Annotated in this window: 12 protein-coding genes, 5 tRNA genes and 1 rRNA gene; all 18 read left to right on the top strand. The window is 53.3% G+C overall.

Annotated elements, in window-relative coordinates; translation table 11 throughout:
• Nucleotides 1-39: 39 nt before the first annotated feature.
• Nucleotides 40-153, top strand: a 5S ribosomal RNA gene (gene rrf / locus ATG98_RS04400).
• Between the two features lie 247 nt (nt 154-400).
• On the top strand, nt 401-1,366 hold the full coding sequence (locus ATG98_RS04395) for a biotin--[acetyl-CoA-carboxylase] ligase (RefSeq protein WP_098419660.1): 966 nt from the start codon (nt 401-403) through the stop codon (nt 1,364-1,366).
• Entirely contained in the window at nt 1,363-2,103 is a 741-nt protein-coding gene (locus tag ATG98_RS04390) for a type III pantothenate kinase (RefSeq protein ID WP_098419659.1), read from the top strand. Before ATG98_RS04395 ends, ATG98_RS04390 begins: the two co-directional genes overlap by 4 nt.
• A gap of 256 nt (nt 2,104-2,359) precedes the next feature.
• Nucleotides 2,360-2,435: transfer RNA gene (locus tag ATG98_RS04385), tRNA-Thr, on the top strand.
• Between the two features lie 39 nt (nt 2,436-2,474).
• Nucleotides 2,475-2,558 (top strand) — tRNA-Tyr (locus ATG98_RS04380).
• A 9-nt stretch (nt 2,559-2,567) separates the two neighbouring features.
• A tRNA-Gly gene (locus ATG98_RS04375) sits at nt 2,568-2,642 on the top strand.
• A gap of 13 nt (nt 2,643-2,655) precedes the next feature.
• Nucleotides 2,656-2,731, top strand: a tRNA-Thr gene (locus tag ATG98_RS04370).
• Between the two features lie 49 nt (nt 2,732-2,780).
• Nucleotides 2,781-3,977, top strand: a complete 1,197-nt coding sequence (gene tuf, locus ATG98_RS04365) for an elongation factor Tu (protein ID WP_098419649.1) — start codon at nt 2,781-2,783, stop codon at nt 3,975-3,977.
• 52 nt (nt 3,978-4,029) lie between these two features.
• A tRNA-Trp gene (locus tag ATG98_RS04360) sits at nt 4,030-4,105 on the top strand.
• A gap of 33 nt (nt 4,106-4,138) precedes the next feature.
• Entirely contained in the window at nt 4,139-4,507 is a 369-nt protein-coding gene (secE, locus tag ATG98_RS04355; RefSeq protein ID WP_098419658.1) for a preprotein translocase subunit SecE, read from the top strand.
• 12 nt (nt 4,508-4,519) lie between these two features.
• Nucleotides 4,520-5,053: a transcription termination/antitermination protein NusG gene (gene nusG / locus ATG98_RS04350; protein WP_098419657.1), complete on the top strand. Its 534-nt coding sequence runs from the start codon at nt 4,520-4,522 to the stop codon at nt 5,051-5,053.
• A 102-nt stretch (nt 5,054-5,155) separates the two neighbouring features.
• A complete protein-coding gene (gene rplK, locus ATG98_RS04345; protein ID WP_098419656.1) occupies nt 5,156-5,587 on the top strand; it encodes a 50S ribosomal protein L11 in 432 nt (143 codons plus the stop codon).
• Nucleotide 5,588: 1 nt separating this feature from the next.
• Nucleotides 5,589-6,287, top strand: coding sequence for a 50S ribosomal protein L1 (gene rplA, locus ATG98_RS04340; protein WP_098419655.1), 699 nt, complete (start codon nt 5,589-5,591; stop codon nt 6,285-6,287).
• Between the two features lie 267 nt (nt 6,288-6,554).
• Nucleotides 6,555-7,085: a 50S ribosomal protein L10 gene (gene rplJ / locus ATG98_RS04335; RefSeq protein WP_098419654.1), complete on the top strand. Its 531-nt coding sequence runs from the start codon at nt 6,555-6,557 to the stop codon at nt 7,083-7,085.
• 39 nt (nt 7,086-7,124) lie between these two features.
• Complete coding sequence (gene rplL, locus ATG98_RS04330) at nt 7,125-7,496, top strand: 50S ribosomal protein L7/L12 (RefSeq protein ID WP_098419653.1); 372 nt, start codon at nt 7,125-7,127, stop codon at nt 7,494-7,496.
• 240 nt (nt 7,497-7,736) lie between these two features.
• On the top strand, nt 7,737-11,813 hold the full coding sequence (rpoB, locus tag ATG98_RS04325; RefSeq protein ID WP_098419652.1) for a DNA-directed RNA polymerase subunit beta: 4,077 nt from the start codon (nt 7,737-7,739) through the stop codon (nt 11,811-11,813).
• A gap of 76 nt (nt 11,814-11,889) precedes the next feature.
• Complete coding sequence (rpoC, locus tag ATG98_RS04320; protein ID WP_098422218.1) at nt 11,890-16,104, top strand: DNA-directed RNA polymerase subunit beta'; 4,215 nt, start codon at nt 11,890-11,892, stop codon at nt 16,102-16,104.
• Nucleotides 16,105-16,268: 164 nt separating this feature from the next.
• Nucleotides 16,269-16,643: a 30S ribosomal protein S12 gene (gene rpsL, locus ATG98_RS04315; protein WP_018405045.1), complete on the top strand. Its 375-nt coding sequence runs from the start codon at nt 16,269-16,271 to the stop codon at nt 16,641-16,643.
• Nucleotides 16,644-16,674 lie beyond the last annotated feature (31 nt).

The following is a 16,674-nucleotide window of genomic DNA, read 5'->3' as shown; positions in this document are numbered from 1 at the left end:
CCAATGTTCTATCTCATCCCCCAGTGATCAACCGTTTTGTCTGACGACCATAGCGGCCTGGTACCACCTGATCCCATCTCGAACTCAGAAGTGAAACAGGCCTGCGCCGATGGTAGTGTGGTTCGCCCATGTGAGAGTAGGTCATCGTCAGACTCTTATTGCTAAAAGCCCCCTCCGCTTACGCGGTGGGGGCTTTTTTTTGCCTGGAAAAAGCGAAACAGGGGACGGATTTAAAATCCGTCCCCTGTCCCCGAAGAAAGGTAAGGGACAGATTTCAAATCCGTCCCCCGGTATGTTCCCGTTTGGTGATTTACCAGTTACGAGATCAAACGTAGACTTTGAATTGGTACAGATTTAGTGTGTAATCCAGCGTTTAGTCATTGGCCACGGGCATCCCTAAATGAAAACCAAGGTACTGATAACCCGTTTGAATGACGGCAAAATCCATTCTGGACAGTCAATGGCCATCGAGTTCGGCGTTAGCCGCACCGCGATCTGGAAGCTTGTGCGCCGGGCATTGAAGGAAGGCTTTAACGTACAAACCGTGCGTGGCCGTGGCTATCAGTTAACAACTCTTGTGGACTTTCTGGATCAGGAGGCCATCGTAAAAAACCTCAACTCCGCTAGTTCGCGGCCGCTGACGTTGAGCGTAGTTGATGAAATTGACTCGACCAACGCGGAAGTGATGCGCATGCTGGTCAGAGGAGAGTGTGCAACGCCTGTTGTTACCGCCGAAACACAAACAGCCGGCCGTGGCCGTCGTGGTCAGCTCTGGGCCAGTCCGGCGGGTGAGAATATCTATCTGAGTGTGGGGCTGTCTTTGTCCGGTGGGTTTTCGGCAGTGGATGGTCTTAGTCTGGTGCTGGGGGTAGCCGTCGCAGAAGCGTTGGAGCGTCTTGGAGCTGCGCCGGTAGGGTTGAAGTGGCCAAATGACATTTTCATTGATGGCGTAAAGGTTGGCGGAATCCTTGTTGAGCTCCAAGGCGAGCTACAGGAAGGTGTAGTGCATGCCATTGTAGGCCTCGGTCTGAATGTGCACATGACCGAAGCGCCGGACATTGACCAGCCTTGGACCAGTCTTGCACTGGCGCGGCCGCAACTGACTTGGAACCGCAGTGCCCTAGTAAGCAATCTTACGGCTAGTATTGTAGATGCCAGCGAAAAATTTCAGCGTGTTGGCTTTGCTGGGTTCCGTGACTCCTGGCAGTCGCGGGACGAGTTTTTTAACCGTGAGCTCATGGCCCGGGACGGAGAGCGGCAAGGCACTGGGCAAGGCGTTGATAGCAGTGGTAACTATGTGTTGCGCACAGATAAAGGCGAGTTTTCTGTGCGCTCGGGTGAGATTAGCTTGCGGGCCGCTTCGTGATATTGTTGGTCGACTCCGGAAACACCCGCCTTAAATGGAGGCTTGAGCGCCAGGATAGTGCTGAGGTGCTTGCCCTTGGCTATGGTCTTTTGACTGACCCTGACCCTTTACACGCTCTGTGTCTGCCTAAAGGTGAGCGGGTGCAATCCGTAGCAGTATCGACTGTAGCCTCCGAGCATAGCCGACGTAACCTGATGGCAGCTCTGGAGTTGCAGTTTGCTGCTCCGGTCATCTGTTACTGGTCTGAGCGCGAGCGCAATGGCTTGGTTAACGGTTACCAGCAGCCTCAGAAGATGGGGGCAGACCGTTGGCATGGCATGTACGCTGCCTGGCAGAGCGAACACCAGGGTTTCGTGATGGTTGATGCTGGAAGTGCAATGACGGTCGACTATGTTGCTGCAAGCGGGCGTCACTTGGGCGGCTTTATACTTCCTGGGTTGCAGATGATGCTGCGCAGCCTGAGTAGCGATGCGGCGCGCATTGGTTTTGAGACGGAGTCGGGCGAGAATATTCGCCCCGGGCTGTCGACCAGCGAATGCGTCAATCACGGGCTAGCGTGGTTAGCTGCGGCGCTGTCCGATCGAATAATGGAAAATATGCAGAGCTATGGTTTGCGTGACGCGATACTGACCGGCGGCGACGCCGCACGACTCCAGCGCATCGGTCTGCAGGGGCGCTTGGAGCCGGAACTGGTGCTTAATGGCCTTGCGCAAATTCATCGTGAGCAGTCCTGTTAATAATTTAAAGCCATAATTGCGTCGTTGGTTCAAAAAAGTGGGCCGAAACCTCAGCTAAGGGTGGCCAAGATGACGTGATTTCGGCTAAGCTACGCCTTCGTTTTTGCATGGAGCTGCTCATATTGATGAGCAGTCTTTCCGGTAATTGCAGGTTGTTCTTGGCGAATCCATTTTGTTGCTCTCAATGAGCGCCAAGGTGTTGCAAAGCCAAAAGATAATCCGTAGTATACCGGCCTCGTTGTTAAGGCGAGTGTGGGCTGGCGTAGCTCAGTTGGTAGAGCAGCTGACTTGTAATCAGCAGGTCGGGGGTTCGATTCCGTCCGCCAGCTCCAATTTAAAGTTTTTGCAGATCCGCGTAGCGGATTTAGCTCGGAGGGGTTCCCGAGTGGCCAAAGGGATCAGACTGTAAATCTGACGCGAAAGCTTCGCAGGTTCGAATCCTGCCCCCTCCACCATTATTGCTCGCGGGCATCGTATAATGGCTATTACCTCAGCCTTCCAAGCTGATGATGTGGGTTCGATTCCCACTGCCCGCTCCAATTTAGTTCTTGTGCTCATGTAGCTCAGTCGGTAGAGCACATCCTTGGTAAGGATGAGGTCAGCGGTTCAACTCCGCTCATGAGCTCCATTATTTGCCGGTCAACGTTACAGTCCTGGTTGATTAGGGAGTTTGTCAGATGTCTAAGTCTAAATTCGAACGTAAAAAGCCACACTTGAACGTGGGCACCATTGGTCACGTTGACCATGGTAAGACCACTCTGACAGCTGCCCTGACGCGTGTATGTCACGACGTATGGGGAACAGGTTCCGCAAGTGCTTTTGACCAGATCGACAATGCTCCTGAAGAGCGTGCGCGTGGTATTACCATCGCGACGTCTCACGTTGAGTATGATTCCCCGAACCGTCATTACGCACACGTAGATTGCCCGGGCCACGCTGACTATGTGAAGAACATGATCACGGGTGCGGCGCAGATGGACGGCGCTATTCTGGTTTGCTCCGCTGCTGACGGCCCTATGCCGCAGACCCGCGAGCACATCCTGCTGTCACGTCAAGTAGGTGTTCCTTACATCGTTGTGTTCCTGAACAAAGCGGACATGGTTGACGATGAAGAGCTGCTTGAACTGGTAGAGATGGAAGTACGCGATCTGCTGGAAATGTACGACTTCCCGGCTGACGATACTCCGATCATCACTGGCTCTGCGTTGATGGCGCTGGAAGGCAAAGATGATAACGAAATGGGCACTACCGCTGTTCGTAAGCTGGTAGAAGCTCTGGATTCGTACATCCCCGAGCCTGAGCGTGCGATTAATCTGCCGTTCCTGATGCCTATCGAAGACGTATTCTCTATCTCTGGTCGTGGTACAGTTGTAACCGGTCGTGTAGAGCGTGGTGTTGTCAAGATTGGCGAAGAAGTGGAAATCGTTGGTCTTAAAGACACCGTTAAGACGGTTTGCACCGGCGTTGAAATGTTCCGCAAACTGCTGGACGAAGGTCGTGCAGGCGAGAACGTTGGCGTACTGTTGCGCGGCACCAAGCGCGATGACGTTGAACGTGGTCAGGTTCTGTGTAAGCCAGGCAGCATGAAGCCGCACACCAAGTTTGAGTGCGAAGTGTACGTACTGAGCAAAAACGAAGGCGGCCGTCATACTCCGTTCTTCAAGGGCTATCGCCCGCAGTTCTACTTCCGTACCACCGACGTCACCGGTGCTTGTGAATTGCCAGAAGGCGTAGAAATGGTTATGCCAGGTGATAACGTGAAGATGGAAGTGACTTTGATTGCTCCGATCGCCATGGAAGATGGTCTGCGCTTCGCGATTCGCGAAGGTGGCCGTACCGTAGGCGCCGGTGTTGTCGCCAAGATTCTCGAGTAATATCCGAGTTAGGGTGTTACTAGGGTGAAAGTGCACTGAGTTGTTTCGGTGCAGGCCAGTAGCTCAATTGGCAGAGCAGCGGTCTCCAAAACCGCAGGTTGGGGGTTCGATTCCCTCCTGGCCTGCCATTTTTTAACATCTAGATACATAAGTTGATTCCTATGGAGTCAAGATCTGTTCAATCAAGCAGCCGCTTGGATGTTGTAAAGTGGCTTGTAGTATTTTTGCTGGTCACGGTTGGCGTGGTCGGTAATCAGTATTTTGCTGCTGAGTCTTTGCTTTATCGCGTGATTGCATTAGTGGTATTAGCTGCTATTGCGGCTTTTATTGCAGTGCAGACATCACGTGGCGGCCGCTTTGCTGCTCTTCTAAAAGAAGCGCGTGTCGAAATTCGCAAAGTGGTTTGGCCCACAAGGCCGGAACTCATTCAGACAACAGCTATAGTTATTGTGTTTGTTTTAGTTGTGGCTTTGTTGTTGTGGGTTATGGACTCGCTAATCAGTTTGTTGGTCGCCGGATTTATCGGTTAACGGGAGTGGGCAATGGCTAAGCGCTGGTACGTGATACATGCGTATTCTGGCTTCGAAAAGCATGTAATGCGCACCCTGAAGGAGCGCATTGCTCTTAACGGACTGGAAGAGCAGTTTGGCGAGATCCTGGTTCCGACCGAGGAAGTCGTTGAGATGCGCGACGGCAAGAAGCGCAAAAGCGAACGTAAATTCTATCCTGGATACGTATTGGTCCAGATGGAACTTGAAGACGCAACATGGCATCTTGTAAAGAATACACCGCGCGTTCTTGGGTTCATTGGTGGTACGAAAGAAAAGCCGGCGCCTATTACTGAAAAGGAAGCGGACGCAATTCTACGCCGCCTTGAAAGTGGCGCTGACAAGCCCAAGCCTAAAACTCTGTTTGAGCCAGGCGAGGTTGTTCGTGTCGTTGAAGGACCCTTCGCGGACTTTAACGGTGTTGTTGAAGAAGTTGATTACGGTAAGAGCCGTGTCAAGGTTGCTGTATTAATCTTTGGCCGATCCACCCCGGTTGAACTGGAGTTTGGTCAGGTAGAAAAAGACTGATTCGGTAGCAATAAGATAAGAGCTCGCGCGCCATGGCGTTGCGGGCTTTTTGTGTCTGCAAACGGGGAGCTGAAAAGCGTTTGAACCCATAGGAGAGTTATCATGGCAAAGAAAATTGATGCCTATATCAAGCTACAGGTTGCTGCCGGTAAGGCCAATCCAAGCCCCCCGGTTGGCCCAGCTTTGGGTCAGCGCGGCGTAAACATCATGGAATTCTGCAAGGCGTTCAACGCCAAGACGCAGGACATGGAGCAGGGACTGCCTATTCCTACCGTGATCACAGTATACAGTGACCGCAGCTTTACGTTCATCACCAAGACGCCGCCCGCACCGGTACTGCTGCTAAAAGCCGCAGGCGTGAAAAGCGGTTCTGGTCGCCCGAACACCGATAAAGTTGGCAAGGTAACTCGCGAACAGCTCGAAGAAATTGCGAAAATGAAAGAGCCGGACCTAACCGCCTCCACTATGGAAGCAGCGGTTCGGACTATTGCAGGTACAGCCCGCAGTATGGGCCTGACAGTGGAGGGCCTGTAACATGTCAAAGCCAAGCAAACGCCAAACGCTGATTCGTGAAAAAGTAGAAGCTGGTCGTGCATATTCTATGGAAGATGCGGTCGCCCTTCTGGTTGAGTTGGGTCAGCACGTCAAGTTCAACGAATCTGTAGACGTTGCCGTAAATCTGGGTGTGGATGCGCGTAAATCCGATCAGGTTGTCCGTAGCAGCACGGTTCTGCCGCACGGTACTGGTAAAACGGTTCGCGTTGCTGTATTTACCCAGGGCGCTAACGTTGAGAAAGCCAAAGAAGCCGGTGCCGACATTGTTGGTATGGATGATTTGGCCGATGAAATTAAAAAAGGCAATATGGATTTTGACGTGGTTATTGCCAGTCCTGACGCTATGCGCGTTGTGGGCCAGCTTGGTCAGATCTTGGGCCCTCGCGGTCTAATGCCAAACCCGAAAGTAGGTACTGTAACCCCAGACGTAGCCACGGCGGTTAAAAACGCCAAAGCAGGTCAGGTTCGCTACCGTACTGATAAAAACGGCATTATCCATTCTCCATTGGGTAATGTTGAATTTTCTGCGAAGAACATTCAGGAAAACCTGGAAGCGCTCTTGGCAGATCTGAAAAAGGCCAAGCCTTCATCGTCGAAAGGCGTGTATCTGAAAAAGATAACACTGTCCTCGACTATGGGTCCTGGCCTGACTATCGATCAAAGCGTCCTGGATATCTAGGCGATTGGCGATAGTTGCTTTGTAGTCTGGGCGGAAGCCAAGGCTGTCAAAGACCGCAGGCCCCCGAAGCGGCTCTCTCGAGAGTGCTACAAGGGTTAAAGCAATACCTGCGCAGACGGTGTGAAGACGTTCTCTGAACCCAAACACCGTTAGGAGCCCGCAGAAAGTCGACCGCAGCCGCTACAGAAAGTAGCGTTTTGCTGAGAAGCTTTCGAGGGCATAGATGGGTTTGCCGGGATTTTCCCGGCGAAATCGAGGAGAAATCCAGTGGCAATTAGACTCGAAGACAAGAAAGCGATCGTCGCTGAAGTCAACGAGACTGCCGGTGGTGCTCTGTCTGTTGTTCTGGCTGACTACCGTGGTGTCACCTCTGGTGATATGACGGCTCTGCGTGCAAGAGCTCGTGCTGACAATGTGCATCTCCAGGTCGTTCGTAACAACCTGGCTAAGATCGCCATTCGCGGCACTGAGTTCGAGTGCATCGGCGAGGCCCTGGTCGGCCCGACTATTCTGGCTTTTTCGATGGAAGATCCAGGCGCCGCTGCGCGTCTGTTGAAAGATTTTGCCAAAGAGAAAGAAGCGTTCGAAATCAAAGGTCTTGCCGTTGGCGGAGTTTTGATGAGCGCAGACCAGATCGATCGCCTTGCCAAGCTACCAACGCGTCACGAAGCGTTGACTATGCTGGCAGCGGTTACACAGGCACCAATCACCAAGCTCGCACGTACTTTGATCGAAGTTCCAACCAAAGTAACCCGTGCAGTAGCGGCAGTTCGCGACCAGAAGCAAGAAGCTGCTTGATTCTGTTGAACACCATTTTATTATTTTTCGGAGAAAGTCATGGCTCTGTCCCACGAAGAGATTTTGAACGCAATTGCTGAAATGAGCGTAATGGATGTTGTTGCTCTGGTTGAAGCAATGGAAGAAAAATTCGGCGTTTCTGCTGCCGCTGCTGTTGCCACTGCACCTGCTGCCGCTGCCGCTGAAGTTGTTGAAGAGCAAACCGAGTTCGACGTAGTATTGACCGGAATTGGCGAAAAGAAAGTTAACGTCATCAAAGCCGTTCGCGAGCTGACAGGCCTGGGCCTGAAAGAAGCGAAGGAAATGGTTGACGGCGCTCCTTCTACTATTAAGGAAGGCGCCAGCAAAGCCGAAGCTGAAGAAGCCAAGAAGAAGCTTGAGGAAGCAGGCGCTTCTGTTGAGCTTAAGTAGTAGTCGGTTTCTGATCGGCGCCATGCACTAGCATGGTCAGGCTGGTGGCTTATGAGCCACCGGCCTTTTTCTGTTGTATATGCTACAGAGTCTGAAAGCGGTTTTTGGTTGATTTTGAGCCACCTTGCCGTAATCAGGTTCACGTTCAAGACGGCGCGATATGCCGAGCAATTCGGCCCCGAAGCAGAACAATGATTGCTTCTTGATACCAGGTATCAGATTTAACGCTGGGGAATGCAGATGAGTTACTCCTACACTGAAAAAAAACGGATCCGCAAAGATTTTAGTAAGTTGCCGTCCGTGATGGATGTCCCCTATTTGCTGTCTATTCAGCTGGACTCGTTCCGGGACTTCCTTCAAAGCGAATCTGCTGCTGAAGATCGCCGGGAAACCGGTCTTCATGCGGCCTTCAAATCCGTATTCCCGATTGCCAGTTACTCTGGTAATGCCGCGCTTGAATACGTGAGTTACCGTATAGGTGAGCCGGTTTTTGACGTCAAAGAATGTCAGCTTCGGGGCGTCACCTATGCCGCGCCTTTGCGCGTAAAAGTTCGCCTGATTATTTATGACCGTGAATCGTCCAACAAGGCGATCAAGGACATCAAGGAACAGGAAGTCTACATGGGCGAAATGCCCCTGATGACTGAAAACGGTACCTTCGTTATCAATGGTACCGAGCGTGTTATCGTTTCCCAGCTGCATCGTTCACCTGGTGTATTCTTTGATCACGACAAGGGTAAGACCCACTCCTCCGGCAAACTGTTGTACTCAGCCCGGGTGATTCCTTATCGTGGTTCTTGGTTGGACTTCGAGTTTGACCCGAAAGATGCCGTATTTGTGCGCATCGACCGTCGCCGCAAATTGCCGGCGACCATCCTGCTGCGCTCGCTGGGTTACACCTCCGAGCAAATACTGGCAATGTTCTTCGAAACCTCGAAGTTCCACATTGGCGCTGAAACGTGCAAGCTCGAATTGGTTCCAAGCCGGCTTCGTGGCGATATCGCAACTTTTGATATTAAAGACAGCGACGGTAACGTGATTGCTGAAGAAGGCCGCCGTATTACCGCGCGCCATATCAAGCAGCTTGAAAAAGCCAATATCTCCGAGCTGCAAGTGCCGACCGAGTATTTGTATGGCCGCGTTTTGGCCAAAGACATGATCGACACCAAAACCGGGGAAATGCTGGTTGAGTGTAACGCGGAGCTGACGGCAGAGCTGATCACCACCATCCTGGGCGCCGGTGTTACGGACATTGAAACGCTGTACACCAACGATCTGGATTGTGGTCCGTTCATGTCGGACACCTTGCGCAACGATCCTAGCCGCACACCGCTGGAAGCACTGGTAGAAATTTACCGGATGATGCGTCCCGGAGAGCCGCCCACGAAAGAGTCGGCGGAAAATCTGTTCAACAATTTGTTCTTCTCTGAAGAACGCTACGACCTGTCTGCAGTCGGCCGTATGAAGTTGAACCGTCGTTTGCGCCGCGATGAAAGCACCGGTGAGAGTATTCTGACCCACGCCGATATTATCGACGTGCTTAAGACGCTGATCGACATCCGTAACGGACAAGGCCAGGTAGACGACATCGATAACCTGGGCAACCGTCGTGTGCGTTGTGTGGGCGAGATGGCCGAAAACCAGTTCCGCGTTGGTTTGGTGCGCGTAGAGCGCGCCGTGCGTGAGCGTCTGAGCCTGGCAGAAAGCGAAGGTTTGATGCCTCAGGACCTGATCAACGCCAAGCCAGTTGCGGCGGCGGTGAAGGAGTTCTTTGGCTCCAGCCAGCTGTCCCAGTTTATGGATCAGAATAACCCGCTGTCAGAAGTGACTCACAAGCGCCGCATTTCTGCGCTTGGGCCAGGCGGTCTGACCCGTGAGCGCGCCGGCTTTGAGGTTCGCGACGTACACCCGACCCATTACGGACGTGTGTGTCCGATCGAAACACCGGAAGGCCCGAACATCGGCCTGATCAACTCTCTGGCGACTTTTGCCCGTGCTAACTCCTACGGCTTTTTAGAAAGCCCGTACCGGAAAGTAGCCGACGGCTTGGTCACTGACGAGCTGGTGTATCTGTCTGCTATTGAAGAAAGCAACTACGTTATCGCCCAGGCCAGCGCAGAGATGGACGACGGTAATCGTCTGGTAGAGGAGCTGGTAACGGTTCGTCACCAAAACGAAACCACGGTTATGCCACCGGAAGCGGTTAACTTCATGGACGTGTCACCGCGTCAGGTTGTTTCCGTAGCCGCGTCGCTGATTCCATTCCTCGAGCACGATGATGCTAACCGCGCTTTGATGGGTGCGAACATGCAACGCCAAGCCGTACCTACGCTACGTGCACAAGTGCCTTTGGTGGGTACTGGTGTAGAGCGTATTGTGGCCCAGGATTCTGGCGTGTGCGTAACCGCTCGTCGTGGCGGCGAAATTGAAAGCGTTGACGCGGCACGTATTGTAGTGCGTGTGAACAACGAAGAGACCGAAGCTGGTGATGCGGGTGTGGATATTTATAACCTCACCAAGTACACCCGCTCGAACCAGAACACCTGTATTAACCAGCGCTCGATTGTGCGTCAGGGCGATGTCATTGCTCGTGGTGACATACTGGCCGACGGTCCATCGGTAGATCTTGGTGAGTTGGCGCTGGGCCAGAACATGCGTATCGCGTTCATGCCCTGGAACGGTTACAACTTTGAGGATTCCATCCTTATTTCCGAAAAAGTGGTGCAGGAAGATCGCCTGACCACCATTCACATCCAGGAACTGACCTGTGTGGCGCGGGATACCAAGCTGGGTAGCGAAGAAATTACCGCCGACATCCCGAACGTGGGTGAAAGCGCGCTGTCCAAGCTCGATGAGTCCGGTATTGTCTATATTGGTGCGGAAGTCAGCGCCGGAGATATTCTGGTCGGCAAGGTAACACCGAAAGGTGAAACCCAGTTGACGCCGGAGGAAAAGCTTCTAAGAGCTATCTTCGGTGAGAAGGCGTCTGATGTGAAAGACACCTCCTCCCGTGTGCCGACAGGCACCCGTGGTACGATTATCGATGTTCAGGTATTTACCCGTGACGGCATCGAAAAGGACCAGCGTGCGCAAGTGATTGAAAAGCAGCAGTTGGACAAGTACCGCAAAGATTTGAAGGACGAGTATCGCATTGTTGAAGGCGCCACCTACGAGCGCTTGCTGAATGCCCTTGAGGGCCAGGAAGTGATCAGTAGCCCAGGCCTGAAAAAAGGCAGCAAGCTGGAAGCGGATTATCTGTTGAATCTGCCGCGTCCGGAGTGGTTCAAATTGCGTATGAAAGGCGACGATTTGAACGAACTGCTGGAGAAATCCGAGCAGGGCCTGGAAGAGCGCAAGAAAGATCACGAAGCGCGTTTTGACGACAAGAAAGGTAAGTTGCAGCAGGGCGATGATCTGGCGCCGGGCGTTCAGAAAATCGTCAAAGTGTACTTGGCTATCAAGCGCAGCATCCAGCCAGGTGACAAGATGGCGGGTCGTCACGGTAACAAGGGCGTAATTTCGGCGGTCAAGCCGATTGAAGATATGCCGTATGACGAGTTCGGCAACACCGTTGATATCGTTCTGAACCCTCTGGGTGTGCCTTCGCGCATGAACGTGGGTCAGGTGCTGGAAACCCATTTGGGTGCCGCAGCCAAAGGCCTGGGCGAGCGTATCAGTCGTATGTTGGACGAGCAGCGCAAGGTTGCTGAACTTCGTAAACTGCTGGATGAGATTTACAACCATTCAGCTGAAGTGACACAGGTAGATCTGGATTCCTTGAACGATCGGGAAATCCTCGACCTGTGCAACAACCTTCGCGGTGGTGTGCCCATGGCTACGCCGGTGTTTGATGGTGCTCAAGAAGCTGAAGTTAAACACATGCTCGAGCTCGCAGGTCTTAGCACAACCGGTCAGACCCGACTGTTCGATGGTCGTACCGGTGATGCTTTCGATCGTCCGATCACAGTAGGGTATATGTATATCCTCAAGCTGAACCACTTGATCGATGACAAGATGCACGCTCGTTCCACTGGGTCGTACAGCCTGGTTACCCAGCAGCCGCTGGGTGGTAAGGCGCAGTTCGGTGGTCAGCGCTTTGGCGAGATGGAAGTGTGGGCTCTGGAAGCCTACGGTGCAGCGTATACACTGCAGGAAATGCTTACCGTCAAGTCTGATGATGTAAACGGTCGGACCAGAATGTACAAGAACATTGTTGATGGCGATCATCGTATGGAGCCGGGCATGCCCGAATCCTTCAACGTTCTTGTCAAAGAAATTCGCTCGTTGGGTATCGACATCGAGCTGGAATCCGATTGAGCCGAATTGTTTTTGGCAGCGTGAGCGGGCACCAAAGGTGCCCGCCCGAGATTAACGCCATCCGGAGCTTTTACTGATGAAAGATTTATTGAATCTTCTCAAGAGCCAGAATCAGAGCAAAGAATTTGATGCCATCCGTATTGGTCTGGCATCACCTGACATGATCCGTTCCTGGTCCTTCGGTGAAGTGAAAAAGCCTGAAACGATCAACTACCGCACGTTCAAGCCAGAGCGTGACGGTTTGTTCTGTGCCAAGATTTTTGGCCCGATCAAAGACTACGAGTGCCTGTGCGGAAAGTACAAGCGCTTGAAGCACCGCGGTGTTATTTGCGAAAAGTGTGGCGTGGAAGTGGCTTTGGCCAGCGTCCGCCGCGATCGCATGGGTCACATAGAGCTGGCCAGCCCGGTAGCTCACATCTGGTTCCTTAAGTCGCTGCCGTCACGCATCGGTCTGATGTTGGATATGACTCTGCGCGATATCGAGCGGGTGTTGTACTTCGAATCCTTCATCGTGATCGAACCAGGTATGACGACGCTGGAGCGCGGTCAGCTGCTCAACGACGAGCAGTATTTCGAAGCTCTGGAAGAGTTCGGTGATGAGTTCGACGCTCGCATGGGCGCCGAGGCCATCAAAGAGCTTCTGCAAGCCATCGACCTGCAGGAAGAAGTTGACCGTTTGCGTGAAGAAATTCCGCAGACCAACTCGGAAACCAAGATCAAGAAATTCAGCAAGCGTCTGAAAATTCTTGAGGCGTTCCTGTACTCCGGCAACAAGCCGGGCGACATGGTGATGACCGTTCTGCCGGTGCTGCCGCCAGACCTTCGCCCCTTGGTACCGTTGGACGGTGGTCGTTTTGCGACCTCCGACCTGAACGATTTGTACCGTCGGGTGATCAACCGTAACAACCGCCTGAAGCGCCTGTTGGAGCTGAACGCTCCTGATATTATCGTGCGTAACGAAAAGCGCATGTTGCAGGAAGCGGTTGACGCGTTGCTGGATAACGGACGCCGTGGCCGTGCCATTACTGGCACTAACAAGCGTCCGCTGAAATCTCTTGCCGATATGATTAAAGGCAAGCAAGGTCGTTTCCGTCAGAACTTGTTGGGTAAGCGAGTCGACTACTCTGGCCGTTCGGTCATCGTAGTAGGCCCGTACTTGCGCTTGCACCAGTGTGGTCTGCCCAAGAAGATGGCGCTGGAATTGTTCAAGCCATTTATTTTCTCCAAACTTGAACATCGCGGCCTGGCCACCACCATCAAGGCGGCCAAGAAAATGGTCGAGCGCGAAGAGGGTGTGGTCTGGGACATTCTGGACGAAGTCATCCGTGAGCACCCGATCATGCTGAACCGTGCGCCTACGCTGCACCGTTTGGGCATTCAGGCGTTCGAACCGGTACTGATTGAAGGCAAGGCTATCCAGCTGCATCCGCTGGTGTGTGCTGCTTACAACGCCGACTTCGACGGGGACCAGATGGCGGTACACGTACCGTTGACTATCGAAGCCCAGCTGGAAGCGCGGGCGTTGATGATGTCCACCAACAACGTGCTGTCACCGGCAAACGGCGAGCCTATCATTGTGCCGTCGCAAGACGTGGTACTGGGTTTGTATTACATGACCCGCGAGCGCAAAAACGCGCTTGGCCAGGGCATGGTGTTTGCCGATGTTAAAGAAGTACACCGCGCTTACGGCGCAGGCAAAGTACACCTGCAAGCCACCGTTAAAGTCCGCGTAAGGGAAGTGGTGATCGCCGAAGACGGCAGCCGCAGCGAGAGTTATAACATCGTGGAAACCACGGTGGGTCGTGCGCTGTTGTTTGACATTGTGCCTGACGGTCTGTCTTACAGCCTGATCAACAAGCCGATGGTCAAGAAAGCGATCTCTAACCTGATCAACATCTGTTACCGCGACGCGGGTCTGAAAGAAACGGTTATTTTTGCTGACCAGCTGATGTACACCGGTTATCAGTACGCCACCGTATCCGGCATTTCGATTGGCTTTAATGACTTCGAGATTCCTCCAGAGAAGTACCAGCTGGTGGATGCTGCGACACAGGAAGTAAAAGACATCGAAAACCAGTACGCGTCCGGTCTGCTGACCCAGGGCGAAAAGTACAACAAGGTTATCGATATCTGGTCACGCGCGAATGACAAGGTCTCTAAGGCCATGATGGAGCGCCTGTCGAAAGAAGCGGTTATGGGGCCTGACGGCAAGCCGTTGATGGATGAAAACGGTGAGCCGGTCATGCAGGAGTCTTTTAACTCCGTTTACATGATGGCCGATTCCGGCGCTCGGGGCTCCGCGGCGCAGATTCGTCAGCTAGCAGGTATGCGTGGCTTGATGGCCAAGCCGGATGGCTCGATCATCGAAACGCCGATTACCGCTAACTTCCGTGAAGGTCTTAACGTACTGCAGTACTTTATTTCCACCCACGGTGCTCGTAAAGGCTTGGCAGATACCGCTCTGAAGACCGCGAACTCCGGTTACCTGACCCGTCGCCTGGTGGATGTGTCTCAGGATCTGGTGGTTACCGAAGTAGATTGCGGAACCACCGAAGGTCTGCTGATGATACCGCACATCGAAGGCGGCGACGTTGTTGTGCCTTTGGGTGCGCGGGTATTGGGCCGGGTAACCGCACGTGATGCGTTTACGCCGACCGACAAAGACAACGCCATTATTTTGGCCGGTACTTTGTTGGATGAAAAAGCCATCGAAGCGATTGAAGGCGCGGGTGTCGACGAAGTATGGGTACGCTCTGCGATTACCTGTAATACCCGACACGGCATCTGCTCCAAGTGCTATGGGCGTGATTTGGCCCGTGGCCATCAGGTGAACGTGGGCGAAGCTGTTGGTGTTATAGCAGCTCAGTCTATTGGTGAGCCGGGTACTCAGCTGACCATGCGTACCTTCCACATCGGTGGTGCGGCAAGTAGGGCTTCTGCGGTAGACAATATTCAGGTCAAGCACGGCGGTACCGTTCGCCTGCACAACTTGAAGTCGCTGGAAAAGAGCAACGGTTCGCTGGTTGTTATCTCCCGCTCCTCGGCGTTGGCGATTGCCGACGAACAGGGCCGTGAGCGCGAGTGGTACAAGTTGCCTTACGGTGCTGTACTGTCAGTGAAAACCGGCGACGTGATTGAAGCGGGTGTCGTGGTCGCCAAATGGGATCCACACACTCACCCGATCATTGCCGAAGCCGAAGGTACAGCCAAGTTCGTTAACATGGACCAGGGCATTACCGTGCGCACCCAGACCGACGATCTTACCGGTCTGTCGACCATGGAAGTTATCGATCCGAAAGAGCGCCCGGCCGCTGGTAAGGACATTCGTCCTGCTATCCAGATGTTGGATGAAGCCGGCAACGATGTTGATCTGCCGATGGGAGGCGCGGCGATCTTCTTCCTGCCTGCCAACGCTCTGGTAACTATGGCCAACAGCGCGCGCATCGAGTTGGGTGACGTGGTTGCACGTATTCCCCAGGAAAGCTCGAAGACCCGTGACATCACCGGTGGTCTGCCGCGGGTTGCCGATCTGTTTGAGGCTCGTCGCCCGAAAGAGTCGTCGATTCTTGCGGAAGTCAGCGGCACAGTGTCGTTTGGCAAGGAAACCAAAGGTAAGAAGCGCCTGGTGATCACCCCGCGTGACGCCGATGTCTACGAAGTGCTGATTCCCAAGCACCGTCAGATGAACGTGTTTGAAGGCGAAACGGTTGAAAAGGGTGAGGTAATCTCGGACGGCCCGTCAAACCCGCACGATATTTTGCGTCTGCTGGGTGTGGTTGAGCTGGCAAGGTACATTACCAACGAAATCCAAGACGTTTACCGTCTGCAGGGCGTAGTCATCAACGACAAGCACATCGAAGTTATTGTGCGTCAGATGCTGCGCAAAGTTGAAATTACCGATCCGGGCGATACCCAGATGATTTCCGGCGATTCTGTCGAAATCAACAGGGTACTGGAAGCCAACGAAGCGGCTAATGTCGCCGACAAAGAACCGGCACGGTTCGAGCGTCTGTTGTTGGGCATTACCAAAGCGTCGCTGGCAACCGAATCGTTTATCTCTGCGGCTTCGTTCCAGGAAACCACGCGGGTACTCACCGAAGGTGCAGTAACCGGTAAGCGTGACTACCTGCGCGGCCTGAAAGAAAACGTGGTGGTTGGTCGACTGATACCTGCGGGTACTGGTCTGGCGTATCACGCGGCGCGTCGTCGCAAACGCGAACTGGAACAGCAGGGCGTGACTGCGGCCGATGTAGAAGAAGCACTGAGTGCCGAGCTCAACCGCGAAGGCTGAGGTAAACGGCGGCCACCTAGGGGTAGTTACTCACACCTGGGTGGTTAAAAAGAGAACAGTCACCTTGACTGTCCGGGGGCGTGGGCCTTAAACTTGCGTCCCCTAAATTTTACCCTCTTCATTGGGGGTAAGTTTCATTGATACGGTTTTTGGAGTTTGCTTACATGGCAACGATTAATCAGTTGGTGCGTAAGCCTCGTAAACGCAAGGTAGCCAAGAGCGATGTTCCTGCTCTTCAGGCATGTCCTCAGCGCCGTGGTGTATGCACTCGTGTGTATACCACAACGCCAAAGAAGCCGAACTCAGCACTGCGTAAAGTGTGTCGTGTTCGTCTTACTAATGGCTTCGAGGTTTCCTCTTACATTGGTGGTGAAGGTCACAACCTTCAGGAGCACAGTGTTGTGCTAATCCGTGGTGGTCGAGTAAAAGACCTTCCGGGTGTGCGCTATCACACTGTTCGCGGAACACTGGACACCCAGGGTGTACAGAACCGTAAGCAGGGTCGCTCCAAGTACGGTACAAAACGACCCAAATCCTGATCTTTGATCGGGTGTCTTTTATCGTTGCTTG

The organism is Marinobacter sp. LV10R520-4, from assembly GCF_002563815.1.
GTDB lineage: Bacteria > Pseudomonadota > Gammaproteobacteria > Pseudomonadales > Oleiphilaceae > Marinobacter.
This window is presented reverse-complemented; position numbering and strand designations above follow the sequence as displayed.

What these genes read in the sequence shown, in the direction of transcription:
- ATG98_RS04395 (WP_098419660.1), top strand. Translation starts at nt 401, where the DNA reads ATGAAAACCAAGGTACTGATAACCCGTTTGAATGACGGCAAAATCCAT.
- tuf (WP_098419649.1), top strand. Translation starts at nt 2,781, where the DNA reads ATGTCTAAGTCTAAATTCGAACGTAAAAAGCCACACTTGAACGTGGGC.
- secE (WP_098419658.1), top strand. Translation starts at nt 4,139, where the DNA reads ATGGAGTCAAGATCTGTTCAATCAAGCAGCCGCTTGGATGTTGTAAAG.
- nusG (WP_098419657.1), top strand. Translation starts at nt 4,520, where the DNA reads ATGGCTAAGCGCTGGTACGTGATACATGCGTATTCTGGCTTCGAAAAG.
- rplK (WP_098419656.1), top strand. Translation starts at nt 5,156, where the DNA reads ATGGCAAAGAAAATTGATGCCTATATCAAGCTACAGGTTGCTGCCGGT.
- rplA (WP_098419655.1), top strand. Translation starts at nt 5,589, where the DNA reads ATGTCAAAGCCAAGCAAACGCCAAACGCTGATTCGTGAAAAAGTAGAA.
- rplL (WP_098419653.1), top strand. Translation starts at nt 7,125, where the DNA reads ATGGCTCTGTCCCACGAAGAGATTTTGAACGCAATTGCTGAAATGAGC.
- rpoB (WP_098419652.1), top strand. Translation starts at nt 7,737, where the DNA reads ATGAGTTACTCCTACACTGAAAAAAAACGGATCCGCAAAGATTTTAGT.
- rpoC (WP_098422218.1), top strand. Translation starts at nt 11,890, where the DNA reads ATGAAAGATTTATTGAATCTTCTCAAGAGCCAGAATCAGAGCAAAGAA.
- rpsL (WP_018405045.1), top strand. Translation starts at nt 16,269, where the DNA reads ATGGCAACGATTAATCAGTTGGTGCGTAAGCCTCGTAAACGCAAGGTA.